Source organism: Croceicoccus mobilis, from assembly GCF_001661965.1.
In the GTDB taxonomy this organism is placed as follows: domain Bacteria; phylum Pseudomonadota; class Alphaproteobacteria; order Sphingomonadales; family Sphingomonadaceae; genus Croceicoccus; species Croceicoccus mobilis.
Genome location: NZ_LYWZ01000028.1, coordinates 132,358 through 148,966, shown reverse-complemented (window position 1 = coordinate 148,966; position 16,609 = coordinate 132,358). Strand labels below are relative to the sequence as shown.

General features: G+C 63.4%; 7 protein-coding genes. 5 read left to right on the top strand and 2 right to left on the bottom strand.

The features are described from left to right. The first annotated feature begins 44 nt into the window (after positions 1-44). Positions 45-527: an NUDIX domain-containing protein gene (locus A9D13_RS18500; protein WP_082922558.1), complete on the top strand. Its 483-nt coding sequence runs from the start codon at positions 45-47 to the stop codon at positions 525-527. Here A9D13_RS18500 and dinB read toward each other — a convergent pair. Then, complete coding sequence (gene dinB, locus A9D13_RS18495) at positions 524-1,597, bottom strand: DNA polymerase IV (RefSeq protein ID WP_082922575.1); 1,074 nt, start codon at positions 1,595-1,597, stop codon at positions 524-526. The genes A9D13_RS18500 and dinB overlap by 4 nt on opposite strands. Positions 1,598-1,769: 172 nt before the next feature. On the opposite strand from dinB, the gene A9D13_RS18490 reads away from it, so the two are divergent. Next, positions 1,770-3,029 (top strand): multidrug effflux MFS transporter, encoded by a 1,260-nt coding sequence (locus A9D13_RS18490; protein ID WP_066777193.1) that lies wholly within the window; start codon positions 1,770-1,772, stop codon positions 3,027-3,029. A gap of 7 nt (positions 3,030-3,036) precedes the next feature. On the opposite strand, the gene parC is transcribed toward A9D13_RS18490, so the two are convergent. Next, positions 3,037-5,349, bottom strand: a complete 2,313-nt coding sequence (gene parC, locus A9D13_RS18485) for a DNA topoisomerase IV subunit A (protein WP_066777189.1) — start codon at positions 5,347-5,349, stop codon at positions 3,037-3,039. Between the two features lie 146 nt (positions 5,350-5,495). Here parC and A9D13_RS18480 point away from each other — a divergent pair, with 146 nt between their 5' ends. The 3 genes from A9D13_RS18480 (at position 5,496) to A9D13_RS18470 (ending at position 16,517) form a co-directional block, all read left to right on the top strand. After that, entirely contained in the window at positions 5,496-6,377 is an 882-nt protein-coding gene (locus A9D13_RS18480; protein WP_229665468.1) for a DUF4349 domain-containing protein, read from the top strand. Positions 6,378-6,489: 112 nt separating this feature from the next. Continuing rightward, the gene (locus A9D13_RS18475; RefSeq protein WP_066777183.1) at positions 6,490-7,035 is read left to right on the top strand and encodes a type 1 glutamine amidotransferase domain-containing protein; all 546 of its coding nucleotides are present in this window, start codon (positions 6,490-6,492) and stop codon (positions 7,033-7,035) included. Between the two features lie 572 nt (positions 7,036-7,607). Further along, positions 7,608-16,517, top strand: a complete 8,910-nt coding sequence (locus A9D13_RS18470; RefSeq protein WP_066777182.1) for a DUF5801 repeats-in-toxin domain-containing protein — start codon at positions 7,608-7,610, stop codon at positions 16,515-16,517. Positions 16,518-16,609 lie beyond the last annotated feature (92 nt).

The window sequence follows — 16,609 nt, the reverse complement described above, 5'->3', positions numbered from 1 at the left end:
GCCTGCCCGCCCCTGAGCCTGCCTGCCCCTGAGCCTGCCTGTCCATGCCCAACATTCCGCTCGTCCATCGCCTGCCCGCGCCCGTGCACCGTGCGGTGCTGCGCGTGGGAGAAAGGGTGCGCAGGCTCTATTGGAAGGCGCGAAAGCCATGCATCCGCGGTGTCGCGCTGGTGCCGCGCGATGCCTCGGGCGCGGTGCTGCTGGTGCGCCATTCCTATCGCGCGCAGGATGAATGGCAGCTCGTCACCGGCGGCGTCGACAAGGGCGAGACGCATGAGATTGCCGCGTATCGCGAGCTTTCCGAAGAGGTCGGACTGACGGCAAGCGCCCTTGCGCAGGTCATGCGCGAGGATGTCGAGATGCATGGCGCGGTGAACGATGTCATCGTCTATGCCGCCAGCGTTTCCGGCCAACCCGTCATCGACGCGCGCGAAATTGCCGAGGCACGCTTCTTTCCCGCCGACGCGCTGCCCGCCAACATGTCGCTATGGGCAAGGCGCTATGCGATGGCCGCGCTCGACAATTAGAACAGGTCGAGCTGGCGCCTCTCATCACCGCGCTTTTTCGGTTCCACACCTTCCAGCTTTGATAGGGTCAGCCCCATCAACCGGATCGGGCGCGGGAGGGGGAGCGTCTCGGCCAGCAATGCGTGCCCGATCTGCGCGAACTCGGCCTTGCCCGATACGAAATGCGGGATCGACTTCGCGCGGCTCGCGATCTGGAAATCATTGTATTTCAGCTTCAGCGTGACCGTGCGGCCGCGCGCCTCGGCCTTTTCAATCCGGTCCCAGACGATGTCGATGATATTGTCCATCGCCTCGCGCAGCGGGCCGGGCGCCGACAGGTCTTCATGAAAGGTCCGCTCTCCGCCCAGCGACTTGCGGATACGGTGGGCGCGCACTTCGCGCAGGTCGACGCCGCGTGCGGCGCGGAACAGATAGTCGGCGAAGCTGCCGAAATTGGCGCGGAGGAAAGGCAGGTCCCTTGCCGCAAGGTCGGCGCCCGTTTCGATCCCCAGCCGCGCCATCTTCTCCGCGCCCTTGGGCCCGACGCCGTGAAAACGCGAAACGGGTAACCCGGCAACAAAGGCTGCCCCTTCCCCCGGCCTGATGACGCACAGGCCATCGGGCTTGTTCTGGTCCGATGCCAGCTTGGCGAGGAACTTGTTGTAGCTGACCCCGGCGCTGGCGGTCAGATCGGTGACGTCCCGGATGCGGCGGCGGATGGCCTGCGCGATGGCTGTGGCGCTGCCCAGCTGGTGCCGGTCCTCCGTAACGTCGAGATAGGCCTCGTCCAGCGAAAGCGGTTCGACGAGATCGGTATAGTCGCGGAAAATGTCACGGATCTGGCCGCTTACCTCGCGGTAGACGTCGAAACGCGATTTGCAGAAGACGAGATCGGGGCAGAGCCGCTTGGCCGTGACCGATGGCATGGCGGAACGCACGCCAAAGCGGCGCGCCTCATAGCTTGCCGCCGCGACCACGCCGCGCCCAGATGACCCGCCGACGGCCACGGGCTTGCCGCGCAGGTCGGGATTATCGCGCTGTTCGACGCTGGCGAAAAAGGCGTCCATGTCGACATGGATGATCTTGCGCATTCCCGCTGCCTCGCGGGTCGCGTCCTCCTCATCGTCAAAGGCATCCTGTTCGCTCACGCCCAACAGATAGGCGATCAATGGCGAAAATTGCAGACCGGCAGACGGCTTTTACAATATGGGTCACAGGCTTTTTCGGTTGAGCGCCGGCAATAATCGGCGCAAGGGATGACCAATGATCCGCCCTCCCCGCCCTCCGGCAGAACTCGGCCGCGCCGAGTTCACGATGATGCTTGCCATGGTCATGGCCCTTCAGGCCCTTGGCATCGACACCATGCTGCCCGCCCTTGGCGAAATGGCGGTCGATCTGGGTGCGAGCGATCCCAATCATCGCCAGCTCATTGTCGGCAGCTATCTCATCGGCATGGGCGCCGGTTCGCTGGTGTTCGGCTTCCTCGCCGACCGGTTCGGTCGGCGGCGCGTGCTGCTGGCTGGCATCGCTACCTATTGCTGCTTCGATTTCCTGTGCATGGTGATCGACAGCTTCCCGATGATGATCGCCTTTCGCTTTGCCAATGGCATGGTCGCATCGGCAGGCGCGGTGATCGCCAATGCCGTCGTGCGCGACAAGTATGAAGGCGACGCCATGGCCAGCATGGTTTCCATGATCGCGGTGGTATTCATGGTGGTGCCCGTGCTGGCACCGACCATCGGGCAGGCGATCCTGCTTTTCGCGGGCTGGCGTTCGATCTTCGGGCTGATGTTCGCCATGGGGATCATCATGTTCTGCTGGGTCTATCTGCGCCTTGCCGAAACGATGCATCCAGATCACCGGCAGGATCTCGACCTTGGCAGGGTCGGGCGCAATTTCCGCACTATCCTCACCAATCGCGACGCGGTCGGCTATGTCTTTGGCGCGACGCTCGTGTTCGGCGGGCTGTATGGCTATCTCAACAGCTCGGAACAGCTTGTCGCGCATCATTTCGGACTGGGTGAGAAATTCGCCTATGTGTTCGGCGGCATGGCATTGTGCATGGCGGCCAGCAATTTCGTGAATGCCCGCATTGTCGAGAAATTCGGCGCGCGGCGGGTGAGCCATTCGGCGCTGCTGCTGTTCGTGGTGATGGCCGGGCTGCAGTGGCTGGCCGCCCATTACGCGCCGGACAATTTCTGGCTGTTCGCCCCGTTGATGGCAGTCAACCTGTCGCTGATCGGGTTCCTTGGCGCTAATTTCAGCTCGATCGCCTTGCAGCCTTTCCGCCATTTCGCAGGATCGGCATCGTCGCTGCAAAACGCCATGCGCGTGGGCGGCGGCGCCATTCTGGGGGCGCTGGTGGGATCAGCCTATGACGGCACGGCGCAGCCGGTCGGCATGTCGATGTTCCTGTTTTCACTGCTGGGCCTGCTGCTGGTGCTGTTCAGCGAAAAGGGCAAGCTGTTCCGCCGCCGCAAGGAGACGGTAACGCAGGTCGCGGGGCCGATAGGTCCGAAATAAGGCCCGGTCAGCCGAACGTGTTGTCGCGGGGGAAGCCCTGCGGCGGCAGACGGCCGGCAGCGCCGCGCGCGACCTTCCATTGCCACATGTCCTTTTCCGTCCGCGTGCGGCCGGTTTCGCCGCCCATGGTCCATGACAGGCCGTCTTCCAGCTTCAGCGTGATCGCATCCGACAGACCGCCATCGCGGTAGCGCTGAAGCTGCACGCCCTGCCCGCGCGACATGACCGGCAATTCGTCGAGGCCGAAGATCACCAGCTTGCGGTTCTCCCCGACCACGGCGACATGGTCGTCCTCGGGCGCGATCTCGCGCACGACCTGCAGCGTGACCTTGTCCTTCAGGTTCACGACCTGACGGCCCTTGCGGGTCTCGGCCAGCAGTTCGTCCATCTCGGCTGCAAAGCCGCGTCCGACGCTATTGGCCAGCAGGATCTGCCCGCCCTTCCTGTAGACCATCACCGCCACCAGCGGCGATCCGGCGTCAATGTCGAGCGTGGTGCGCAAAGGCTCGCCAAAGCCGCGCCCGCCCGGCAGCTTGTCGCAGCCCAAAGTATAGAACCGCCCGTCGCCGCTGGCGATCAGCAGCTTGTCGGTGGTCTGCGCATGAAGCGCGAAGGCCGGGCCGTCGCCCTCCTTGAACTTGAACTCCGCCCCATTGCCATCTGGGCCAAGATCGACATGCCCCTTCATGCCGCGCACCCAGCCGCGCGCCGAGATGATGACCGTAACCGGCTCCTTCTCGATCATGGCGTCCATGCTGAATTCAACCGTCGGTTCCGCTTCGGCGATGGTGGTGCGGCGCGCGCCCAGCTTTGTTTCGGGGCCGTATTCCTTGCGCAGCGCATTGAGGTCGCGCTTCAGCCGGGTGCGCTGGCGCGCCGGGCTGTCGATGAGCTTCTGCAATTCGTCGCGCTCTGCCAAAAGCTCGTCGCGCTCGTTCTTGAGCTGCATTTCCTCAAGCTTGCGCAAAGACCGCAACCGCATGTTGAGGATCGCCTCGGCCTGCCGATCGGTGAGGCCGAATTCGGCCATCATGATCGGCTTGGGCTCGTCCTCGCTGCGGATGATCTCGATCACCCGGTCGAGGTTGAGATAGGCGATGATATAGCCTTCGACCAGCTCGAGCCGACCCGCGATCTGGTCGAGGCGATGGTTCGAGCGCCTGAGCAGAATCTCGATCTGCGATGCGATCCAGTGGCGCAGCACCTCGCCCAGCCCCATCACCTGCGGGGTGCGCGTCGCATCCAGCACGTTGAGGTTGAGGCCGAAGCGGCTTTCCATGTCGGTGAGCTTGTAGATGCTTTCTTTCAAAAGCTCCGGATCGACATTGCGGCTCTTGGGCACGAGCACGATACGGATGCTCTCATCGCTTTCGTCGCGCACATCCTCAAGGATCGGCAGCTTCCGGTCGGCAATCAGCTGGGCGATCTGTTCGATCAGGCGGCCCTTTTGCACCTGGTACGGAATCTCGGAAATGACCAGCTGCCACTGCCCGCCGCCCAGTCTCTCGATCCCGGCCTCGCGGTCGGCCTCTGCTTCAGCCTCCGCCGCGTGGAAACGCCCGCGCATGCGAAAGGAGCCGCGCCCCGTCTCGTAAGCCTTGGACACGATCTCCGCGCTGTCGACGACAAGGCCGCCGGTCGCGAAATCGGGGCCGTGGAAGACTTCCATCAGTTCCGCATGTTCGGCGCGGGGATTATCGATCAGCTTCAGCGTGGCATCGACGATCTCGGCCACGTTGTGGCTCGGAATATTGGTCGCCATGCCCACCGCGATCCCGCTGGCGCCATTGCCAAGCAGGTTCGGGAAGATGCCGGGGAAGAGCGTCGGCTCCTCGTCCTCGTTATTATAGGTCGGCGCGAAATCGACCGTGCCCTCGTCCAGCCCCTGCATCAGCAGAATGGCGGTGCGGGTCAGCCGCGCCTCTGTATAACGGTAGGCCGCGGCATTATCGCCATCGATATTACCGAAGTTCCCCTGCCCTTCCACCAGCGGATAGCGCAGCGAGAAATCCTGCGCGAGGCGGACCATCGCGTCATAGACGGATGCATCGCCATGCGGGTGGTATTTGCCCAGCACGTCGCCAACGACGGCCGCCGATTTCTTGAAGCCGCTGTCAGGCGACAGGCGCAATTTCCGCATGGCCCACAACAGGCGGCGATGCACCGGTTTCAGCCCGTCGCGAAGATCGGGGAGCGAGCGCGCCGTGATCGTGGAGAGCGCATAGACGAGATAGCGTTCAGAGAGCGCCGCATCGAAGGGTGCATCGACCAGCCGGTCGAAGGGATCGGGTTCAAGCGTGTCGGGAATCTCGTCGGCCATTTGCGAGGGTTAGCAAGCAGTACGAGGCGCGGGAATAGCGAGAGGGCGCGCAATCCACCGGTCCGCGCTTGCGCCATGCCCCGAACCGAGGCAGAATGTGGCAAGAATATGGCATAAAGGAGGCGAGAATGCGGCAGGTGGCGTTGATGACGGGTATGGCCCTGGCCTTGGCAGGGTGCGGCGCGGCAGATGACGGAGCGCAGAGTGAAACGATGGCGGCCAGCATCGACGCCGCCGCTCCCACAGCAGACAGGGCCGAGAGCGCCGCCGATGCGGGCACCAGTCCCATCGCTGTGTCGCTGCCGCAAATCGCCTATGTCTATGACTACGGCTTCCGCCTTGCCTCCGACGCGATTGCACCTCTGCAGATGCGCCATGCCGATCTGTGCGAGGCGCAAGGGCCATCTATCTGCCGGATCATCGACATGCGCCAGCACGGGATGGAGGGCGATTACGCGGGCGGTTCGCTCACTCTCTCCGTCGCCGCCAGCCGCGCCCGCGCATTCGGAACGCAGCTGTCGCAAATGGCGGAAGGATCAGGCGGCGAGCAGATTTCGAGCACGATCAGCGGCGAGGACCTGTCGAAGCGCATCGTCGACACCGAGGCGCGCCTGCGCGCCCGCACCGTACTGCGCGACCGCCTGCTGGAAGTGCTGCAGACCCGGCGCGGCACGGTCAGGGAGCTGGTCGAGGCCGAGCGCAGCGTCGCGCAGGTGAACGAGGAAATCGACCAGGCGCAAAGCTGGCTTGCCGAGATGAAGGGCCACGTCGCCTTCAGCCGTGTCAGCATCACCTATTCTTCCGGCGCGCCGGTCAGCGGCGGCTTTACCGCGCCCGTCCGCGCGGCACTGGCCAGTATTTCGGGCATTCTGGGCGTCATCGTCGCGGGGCTGATCACGCTTGCCACCATCGCCCTGCCGCTGGGGCTGATCGGCTGGCTCGGATGGCTGACCGTCCGGCTTTTGATGCGCTGGAGAGCGGCCTCGTCGGCTGCGAAATCGCACAGCAGCTCCGTCATCTCCGACTAATACTCCAGAGCGCGCCTCAGGCACGACGAACCGTGGCGATCGCCGGAACGCCACCCTCCCTCGCCCGTTGGTTAGGTGAAGACGCAAACAATTGAAAATACGGAGGTTTCACATGACCCAACAGGTCCTTATTCTCGCCACCAATGGCTTTGAGCAGTCGGAGCTGACCGGTCCCCGCGACAACCTCGAGCAGGCCGGAATTCGCACCACCGTCACCAGCCCCGAAAGCGGCAGCATCAAGGGCTGGGACAACACCGACTGGGGCGACAGCGTCACCGTCGACAAGCCGCTTTCCGAAGCGAAAGTGGAGGATTACGACGCGCTCGTCCTTCCCGGTGGCCAGATCAATCCCGATATCCTGCGCATCGACGAGGACGCGATCGCCCTGATCAAGGGGTTCGCCGACGCGGGCAAACCGATTGCAGCCATCTGTCACGCCCCGTGGCTTCTGGTCGAAGCAGATCTGGTTCGAGGCCGAACGGTCACAAGCTGGCCGTCTGTCCGCACCGATCTGCGCAATGCAGGTGCCAATGTTGTCGATCAGGAAGTTGCCGTCGACGGCGGTCTGATCACCAGCCGTAATCCGGATGACATTCCCGCCTTTTCCAAGGCGCTGATTTCGGAACTCGCGAAGGTTCGCGAGGCCGAACCCGCCTGATCCGACCATGCCAGAAACGCCGCAATCACGTTGCGGCCAATACCCCGTCCGGACCCCGCTCCGGGCGGGGTTTTTCATGGTAGCGTTCGTTAACACTTTTGAACCCCCGTCCGAGTCGCGAAAATCACGCCCGATTAGTGACTTGTCGTTAACCAAACCGCTTAAGCATGACTGGCGCGGGAACATCCCTTGCCGCGCATCGTTGAGCATCGTAAATTTGCAAGAGAATCAGGGGCATCTACAAATATTAAGACGTCAAATGGTCGGGAACTTCCCATTTTGGCGCAAATGGGGGGCACAGCTTGCCTGAAGGCCGTTAACGGCAGACATTAAATACATCGGAACAACTGGCGCGCGGGTATCGAACCGGCTGACGCAATCCCGGGAGAGGATGCCGTCACGCACGATGCCGCCACCCACCCTTTCGGGTCGGTGACACGCTTCCAGCCGATATTTGGTACCCGGCCACGGCGCGGCCCACGCGCAAACGGTCGGGCATGTTACGGGGGGTTCGGCGACATCGTCATCCCGCCGGGAGCGGCAGGCTCCGAAGTGTGGATGAGGCGTAGACGATGGATTTTCAGGCAAGCGGCAAAGATGGCGGCACCAATGGCGAAGGCCATGAGGGCCTCGGCGACATGAGCGCTGCTGACGCAAATTTCGCGCAAGGTTCCGCCGCTGCCGCATCGGCAGGCCTTGGCCAGCGCGTCATCGCCCAGCCCGGCCAGCAGAACACCGTGATGCTGCCTGCAGGCGTTACCATCAACGACCTGGAAGTTTCCGGCGACAATATCGTGGTGCGCCTGCCCGATGGCACCATGATCACCGTCGTCGACGCAGTCCTCTACGATGTCGATTTCGTCATCGCGGGCACGACTGTGCCGGACGAGAACTGGAAGGATTACCTAGGCGTCGAAGTGCCCATCGATCCCGAAGGCGGCAATGCGCAAAGTTCGGGCGGCAATTTCGCCGATGCGGTCAATCCGATCGATCCCGCCTATGCAATCGGCGACCTGCTTCCCTATACCGAGCTGCAGTTCACCCAGGCCGACGATCCGGAGGTTTTTCCCGGACCGATCAACGGCCTGCCCGAAGTCACCTCGGTCCCCAATATCGCCGAAAGCGATGCCGGGACCATCGTCGATGAAGACGGCCTGCCCGCGCGCGAAGGCGACATGGGCGACGAACCGGCGGGCACCGATTCCGCTTCAAACGATGAAAGCACCGTCGGCGTCATCAATTTCGTATCGCCTGACGGCGTCGACCAGCTGCTGATCGATGGCGAGCCGGTGTTCGAGATCGTCGACGGCGAGCTGGTCATCATTTTCGAGCCCACTCCGCTAGGCAACGGCATCCTGACCGTTGTCGACGTCGATCTCGACGCGGGTACAATCACCTATGATTACACGCTGACCGACAACACCATCAGCGATGGCAATACGGTCGATTTCGACATCACCGTGGTCGACCCTGATGGCGATAGCGACACCGGCAATGTCGTGATTTCGATCATCGACGATACGCCGATCACGACGGACGACGGCAATCTCGCCACTCTACCCGATGAAGCTGCCGGCATTGTCGTCGGCACTCTGGAGCAGATCTGGGCGAACGACGATTTCGGCGCAGATGGCATGGGCACGCCTGCCATCGACATCGGCAGCGGCGATCAGGGCGGCACCATCGCCATCGTCGATGGCGAGCTGGTCTATACCGCGGGCGGCGACGCGCTTCCGGGCGAAACTCTGGTCGAGACTTTTACCTATACCATCACCGATGGCGACGGCAGCGTTTCGAACACGGCGACCTTCACCGTCACGCTTACCGAAAACGGCCCTGCGCTCGATGCAGAGGCGGCCTCGATCCTGGTTGACGAAGACGGTCTGCCGGGCGGTATCGCCGGTGGTGAAGGCGATCTGACAGGCGAGACCATCACGGCGAGCGGCATGCTCTCGGGTCTCGACTTTGGCGGCGATGGCGCGGGTGACATCGTGCTCGCGGCTGAAGCCGATACCGGCCTTGTCACGCTGGCGGGTAATGCGGTCGAGACCGTGTGGGACGCGGCGACGCATACGCTGACCGGCCAGGACGCGGTGACGGGCGAAGCGGTCTTTACGCTGACCATCACCGACACCGCCACCGGTGCCTATGAATTCAACCTGCTCTCCCCCGTGTCGCACCCCGGCGCCGACGAGGATGATGCGACGCTGTCCATCGACGTCACCGTCACCGACAGCGATGGCGATGCGGTGACCGGCGCGATCAGCGTGATCATCGACGACGACAGCCCCATCATCACTCTGACCGGCGCCGAAGCCGGCATGGCCGTGCTGGACGAAAGCCCGCTGGCCGCCGACGGCATCGCCAGCGCCAGCGTCGATTTCTCGGGCAGCTTCACCTCTGCATTCGGCGCGGATGGCGCCGGGGCGGTGGATTACACCCTGTCGCTGACCGGCAGCGATGTCGGCTCGGGCCTTTATGCCCTGAATGGCACGCAGATCGTGCTGAACCTTGCCGATGGCGTAATCACCGGCTCGGCCGATGGCACCGACTATTTCACCATCAGCGTCGAAGCGGGCGGCGTGGTGACCTTCGCCTTCACCGATGCCTATGCCAATATCGCGCATGACGACACCACCAGCGCCGACGATGCGGCCAGCCTGCTGATCGAGGGCGGCGCCTTGTCGCTGGTCGCGACGGTCACCGATGCCGATGGGGATACGGCCAGCGCATCGGTCGATCTGGGCACCGGCACCTTTGCCATCGAAGATGACGGCCCGGCGATCGACGTTTCCGCCATGGGCGAAGCCGGATACACGGCGACCACTAGCGACGGTGCGATCACCGAAAGCGACGGGTTCGATCTCTCCGCGATCTTTGCCGCAACCGGCGATTACGGCACCGATGGCGCTGGCTCGACCACTGGCACCTATGGCCTTGCCCTGCTTTCGCCTGCCAGCGGCCTGACCAGCGGCGGTGAAGCGATCACGCTGACCATCGACGGCGACACCGTTACTGGCGCGACCGCCAGCAGCACGGTCTTCACCGTGACCGTCAATGCCGAAACCGGCTCGCTCACCCTTACCCAGGAAGCCGTGATCGACCATGCCGAAGGCAGCGACAGTGTCGCTCTCGCCGACGGGCTGATCGCGGCGACTTTCGCCGCCACGATTACCGATGCCGACGGCGACAGCGCATCTGCCGATGCCAGCTTCGACCTTGGCGGCAATCTCGTTTTCACCGACGATTTGCCGACCATCGTGGCGACCGGCGACATTGCCAGCGCGGTGCTGGATGAAAGCCCGGTCAGCGACGATGGCATCAGCAGCGTCACCGTCGATTATTCGGGCAATTTCACCACCGACAATGGCAATGACGCGCCCGGCAGCGTCACCTACGCCCTGTCGCTTAGCGGCAGCGATGCAGGTTCGGGCCTTTACACGCTCGATGGGACGGAGATCGTCCTCAACATCGCGGGCGGGGTGATCACCGGTTCGGCCGATGGCACGGATTATTTCACCATCTCGGTCGATGCGTCGGGTTCGGTCACTTTTGCCTTCACCGGCGACTACGCCAATATCACCAATGGCGACGCGACCAGCAATGACGATCCCGCCGCGCTGATGGCAGGTACCGGCGTGCTCACCCTGGTCGCCACCGCAACCGACAGCGACTTCGACAGCGCCAGCGCGGCAATCGACCTCGGCAACGGGACCTTCGTGATCGAGGATGACGGTCCGACCGCCGCTGATGACGGCGCCTTCATGGTCGATGAAGACCAGACCCTCTCCGACATCGACGTTTTCGGCAATGACGATGCAGGCACCGATGGTGTGGATCTCGCCACCGGCATCACCATCGTCACTGACGCTGCAAAGGGCACTGTCACCTATAATGGCGACGGCACCTTCGACTACACGCCGGATGCGGGCGCGAGCGGCGACGACAGCTTCACCTATTCGATCACCGATGCCGATGGTGACACCTCGACCGCGACTGTGTCCTTGACCATCGCACCCGACAGCGTGCCCGTGATCCGCAGCATCGACGATGCCACGGTGGACGAGGACGGCCTTGTCGGCGCCAATGCCGACGATGGCCAGACCGATCCGGCAGAGACCACGTCCACTGGCCTTGCGACCGTGACCGGGACCATCGTCGTCGATTTCGGCGCGGATGTTCCTGCCGATCCGATGGCGGCCTTCAGCTTCGACAATGTCGATGCGCTGGATGGCTCGATCACCTCGGATGGTCAGCCGGTCGATTTCGCGCTGGATGGCGATGGCAATATCGTGGGCACCGTCGATGGCGGCGCGACCAATGTCATCACGATCGCGCTGACCGATGCTTCTGCCCCCAGCGGCGGCAGCGTCTCCTATATTTATACCGTCACCCTGTCGCAGCCGGTCGACCACCCGGCCGCAGGCAGCGAGGACAGCGTCACCATCGCGGGCATCAGCTTTACCGTGGCGGACAGCGACGTGATCGACACCGTCTCGGGCAGCTTTGACGCGACCATCGTCGACGATGTGCCGTCTGCCGATGCGGTGCTGGATGGCGCGCCGGTTCTGACGGTCGATGATACGACGCTTGGGGTTGATGCCAGCGCCGATTTCGCAGGCGCGTTCACCATTGTCGCGGGTGCTGATGGCGCGGACAGCGTCACCTATGTGCTGGGCGTTTCGGCAGCGGGCGCGGATAGCGGCCTGACCGACACTGCCAGCGGCGAAGCGATCCTGCTTTACGTCGAGGGCGGCGAAGTCGTGGGCCGCGTCGGTGGCGAGAGCGGCGACATCGCCTTCACCGTCAGCGTAGATGCGACCGGCACCGTCACGCTGGACCAGCTTCGCGCGATCTATCACAGCGGCCCGGCCGACCCGATCGAAAGCGGCGATGCTGCCGAAACGCTCAGCTCTGCCGATCTCATCACCCTGACCGCCACCGTCACCGATGGCGACGGCGATATGGCCAGCGATACGCTGAACATCGGTCAGTCGCTGATGTTCGAAGACGATGGCCCGGCCATCACCGCCGATGCCGCCATTGACGCAGGCATGGCGATGACCAGCGATGCCACCCTGCCCGACAGCGATGCGACCAGCCTCGACCTCTCGGCGGTATTCGGCTTCTCGGGCGCGGATTACGGCGAGGATGGCGCTGGCAGCACCACGGAAAGCTATTCGCTCTCACTGCTCGTGGCCGAGGGTTCGCCCTCGGGCCTGACCAGCGGCGGTGAAGCCATCGTCCTGTCCGTCTATGGCGATGGCTCGGTGGTGACCGGTTCCACCGGTGAAGGCACCGTGTTCACCATCACCGTCGCGGCTGACGGCACGCTGACGCTCGATCAGTTGGCGACCGTTGACCATGCCATGGGCAGCGATCTTGCGACGCTGGCCGATGGGCTGGTTCAGGCCGATTACAGCGTCACCATCACCGATGGCGACGGCGACAGCGTCACCCAGACTGCGAATATCGATCTTGGCGGCAATATCGCCTTTGGCGATGACACGCCGACCATCACGGCGACCGGCGGGGCGATTGCAGCCACGCTCGACGAAAGCCCACTGCCTGCAGATGGCGACGGCATTGCCAGCGTCACCGTCGATTACTCGGGCAGCTTCAGCGGCGATTACGGCGCGGATGGCGCGGGTTCGACCACTTACGCGCTGACCCTGAACGGCAGCGATGTCGCTTCGGGCGTTTACGCCCTGTCCGACACGGGCACCGGCATGGGTGAGGAAATCGTCCTCAACCTCGTCGGCGGAGAGATCGTCGGCACGGCGGGCGGGCAGGCATATTTCGCCATCTCGGTCTCTGCCGACGGAATGGTTAATTTCAGCCAAAGCGCCAATGTCTGGCACGGCGATACCGGCAGCGATGACGATGCCGTCTCGATCCTGCTGGCCGATGGCACCATGGGGCTCACCGCCACCATCACCGATTTCGACACGGACAGCGCCAGCGACACGATTGACCTGTCGGGCGGCGTTTTCAGCATACAGGATGACGGCCCCTCGCTCACCGTTTCCGCCATGGACGACGACAGCGAACAGGCCGCGACCGACGATGACGGCAGCCCCAATGTCGACACGCTGCAGCTTTCCGCGATCTTTGCCACCACCAGTTTCGATTACGGCACCGATGGCGCGGCGGCTTCGGGCGGGCTTTCCGAAACCTATGCGCTGAACATCGCCGCCGCCTATGATGCGGGTACCGGCACTACGCTGACTTCGGGCGGGGCGACGATCTATCTTTATGAGATCGGCAACACGGTCATCGGCGCGACCGCAGCGACCTATGGCGAACTGGCAAGCGCGAACACGGTCTTTGTCGTCGATGTGAACACCTCGACCGGCGAAGTCGGCCTGCAGCAATATGCGCCGCTCGACCATGCGACCGGGACCGACAGCCTGTCGCTGCCGACCGGACTGATCGAAGCGAGCTATGACGTCATCGTCACCGATGGCGACGGCGACACGGTTAGCGACGATGCCAGCATCGACCTTGGCGGCAATCTCGTCTTCAACGACGACGCTCCCGCGATCGAGGCGACCGGCACGCCCGCCGTCGCCCTGCTCGACGAATCCCCGCTGCCCGATGCGGGCGACGGCGTTACCCATGTGCCCTATGACGGCATCCGCGAGGTTTCGGTCGATTACTCGGCGAACTTCAATGTCACGGCCAGCGCCGACACACCGAACGCAGTGGCCTACGCGCTGCAGCTTTCGGCCGACGGCGTTGGCTCGGGCCTCTATGCGCTCGACAACACCGATGTCACCGACGGCGATGGCGACGGGATCGGCCAGGGCACGGAAATCCTGCTTTCGATGGATGGCGGCGATGTCGTCGGCACCGCGAACGGCACCGAATATTTCCGCATCGCACTGGATGAGGCGACCGGCGTCGTCACCTTCAGCCAGTCGGAAAACATCTGGCACGATGAACCCGGCTTCTGGAACTTCATGGACGAGGGCGTTTCCATCTCCATGCCGGAAGGCACGCTGACGCTGGAAGCGACCGTCACCGACAGCGATAACGATGTCGCCTCTGCCCTGATCGACCTGTCGGACGGCGCCTTCACCATCGAGGACGATGGCCCCAGCGTCTGGACCAAGACCAAGTACACGCCCTTCGAAATGTCGGGCACGACCGAATATGCGCTGATCGCCAATGGCGACCTCGACTTCGATTTCGGCACCGATGGCCCGCTCGGCGGCTCGCTCGGCACCGGCATGACGTTCGAGCTGCTCTCGACCAGCTCGGTCGACTCCATCCCGCTCACCAGCATCAGCCAGCCGGTTTACAATCCGGTGAGCGATAGCTGGCAGTTCTCCTTTGAGTACACGACCAGCACCGGCACCAGCGGCAGCAATGCGGGCGAGATCACCTATGACGGTGATGCGTGGACGCTGACGCTCGATGATAATTTCGAATTCAGCGCTATCCTCGCCCAGTCCGATGCGACGGTTCGCACCGGTTACGACGCGCCGGGCATGACAGGTGGCCAGACCGAGATCGTGGTGTCCAAGCTCGACATTGGCGACGGCGATCCGATCTACGTCCAGTTCCGCGGCTATAACGGCACGCTGACCGCTGGCGGTGACAATGCCTTTGCCGCAGGCGACGAAGTTGGCGGCACCCAGACCTGGGTTTCGATCACCAATGAAGAAAACGGGGTCGCGGGCGACACCATCCAGGATGGCGAAGTCCTCGATTTCGACTTCTACAGCTTCGACCCGAAGCAATATGACAAGGTGCAGGACAGCTTTGTATCCGGCATGACGCTGAGCCTTGATGGCGTGGGCGCGAACGAAGACCTGATCGTCATCCTCAAGCTGGCCGATCCCGGCGATCCGACCAATATCATCACCACCCGCGCGGTCGTGGTGGGGTCGGACGACATCTATCGCAACGGCGACGCCATTCCCGATGGCTATGGCGCTCCCACGCTCGACAATAATGACGGGTTCGTCATCATCGAGGGCAACGACTATCTGGAGGATGGTGAAGCCTATGTGATCGTCGGCGCGCAGCTGATGGTGTCGTCGAGCGGGCTTACGGGCAGCGGCATCGACCTGAATGGCGCGGTCGGTGACGATGGCGGTAGCACGGGCACGGTGGCGTTTGGCGCGGCGACCGATGACAATGACGTCATCAAGATCTCCGACATCGGCCTGATCCGCACGGTGATCGACCAGTCGGCCGTATCGCTCGACATTCGCGCGACCGCGACCGATGCGGATGGCGACAGCTATTACTATGACTTCCACATCAACCCGTTCTCCGATCCGGTGGTGCTGGATCTGGATGGCAATGGCATCGCCTTCCAGTCGCTGGATGCGGGTGTCACCTATGACATGAACGGCGACGGCATTGCCGATGCGACATCGTGGATCAGCGCAGGCGATGCGATCCTGATCCATGACCTCAACGGCAACGGCGCGGTCGACGACGCGGGTGAGTTCATCTTTCACGATGACGGCATGACCGATCTTGAAACATTGGCCGCGATCTATGGCGACACGCTTGATGCCAATGACGCCGACTACGCGCAGTTCGGCGTATGGGCCGACGATGGCGACGGCGTGTTCGAAGCTGGCGAATACATGACCTTGGCCGAAGCCGGCATCACCGACATCCAGCTCACCAGCGATGGCGAGGCTTATGCAGTCGATGGCGGCGAAGTGCAGGTGTTGGGCACCGGCAGCTTCAACGGCGGGACCGGCACGCTGGTCGATGCGGCCTTCCGCACGCAATATGGCACCGAACAGCAGCGCACGGCGGAGATGGCGACCATCGCCGCTCTCGCCCCTGCCCTGCTGGAAACTGCGGCCGCCCAGGCGACGACATCGTTCGCTGCCCCGGAGATGGTTAATTTCGATGAAACACCTCTCCTTACCCAGCAGTTTACGAAGTTCTCCGCATTCGATGGCGGCGATTTCACCGCAGCCGATCTGCCGACGCTCGACACCGCTTCGCATGTCGAGAACGCCATGCCCCAGTCCTCGCTGGCCACGGCGGCTGCCGACGCAGGCCTCGAAACCGCGCTGACCGCCAGCAACGAGCCTGCCGCTGTGGAGGCTGCCGATCTCGGCGCGTCCTCTGACGCGGCTGCGGATTTCTCAGGCGCAGGCGCGATGACGGCGCAGATGATGGAAGCCATGCTCGACCTTACCGCCGCCCCTGCCCCGGCAGAAGGTGCGCAGGGCATGCAGGCGCTGGACGCAGTGCGCGAGGCGCTGGCCGAGGTGACGGGTGAGGACGATATCTCCGCCCTCGTGCAGCAAATTGTTGACACTGCCGGTGTAGAGACCCACGGCGCGGCCGATCATGCAATCGCTGCCCATGGCGCACATCCGATCGCCGCTGCCGATATCGCCGCCCTGCTGGGGGGTGAGATCGCCGGGGCCGGCCATGGCGCTGCGATGCAGATGACAGATGGCGCCGACGAAGCTGCGCTGGCAGCGGCGGTGGCGCATTAAGGGCGGTCTGGCAGGGGGCCTGACCGTCCGCATGGAATGTTTTGAGAATTACCGAACAGCAGGCGCAGACCTGCAAGTTAGGGGGCAATGAA

What these genes read in the sequence shown, in the direction of transcription:
- A9D13_RS18500 (WP_082922558.1), top strand. Translation starts at nt 45, where the DNA reads ATGCCCAACATTCCGCTCGTCCATCGCCTGCCCGCGCCCGTGCACCGT.
- dinB (WP_082922575.1), bottom strand. Translation starts at nt 1,597, where the DNA reads ATGCGCAAGATCATCCATGTCGACATGGACGCCTTTTTCGCCAGCGTC.
- A9D13_RS18490 (WP_066777193.1), top strand. Translation starts at nt 1,770, where the DNA reads ATGATCCGCCCTCCCCGCCCTCCGGCAGAACTCGGCCGCGCCGAGTTC.
- parC (WP_066777189.1), bottom strand. Translation starts at nt 5,349, where the DNA reads ATGGCCGACGAGATTCCCGACACGCTTGAACCCGATCCCTTCGACCGG.
- A9D13_RS18480 (WP_229665468.1), top strand. Translation starts at nt 5,496, where the DNA reads ATGACGGGTATGGCCCTGGCCTTGGCAGGGTGCGGCGCGGCAGATGAC.
- A9D13_RS18475 (WP_066777183.1), top strand. Translation starts at nt 6,490, where the DNA reads ATGACCCAACAGGTCCTTATTCTCGCCACCAATGGCTTTGAGCAGTCG.
- A9D13_RS18470 (WP_066777182.1), top strand. Translation starts at nt 7,608, where the DNA reads ATGGATTTTCAGGCAAGCGGCAAAGATGGCGGCACCAATGGCGAAGGC.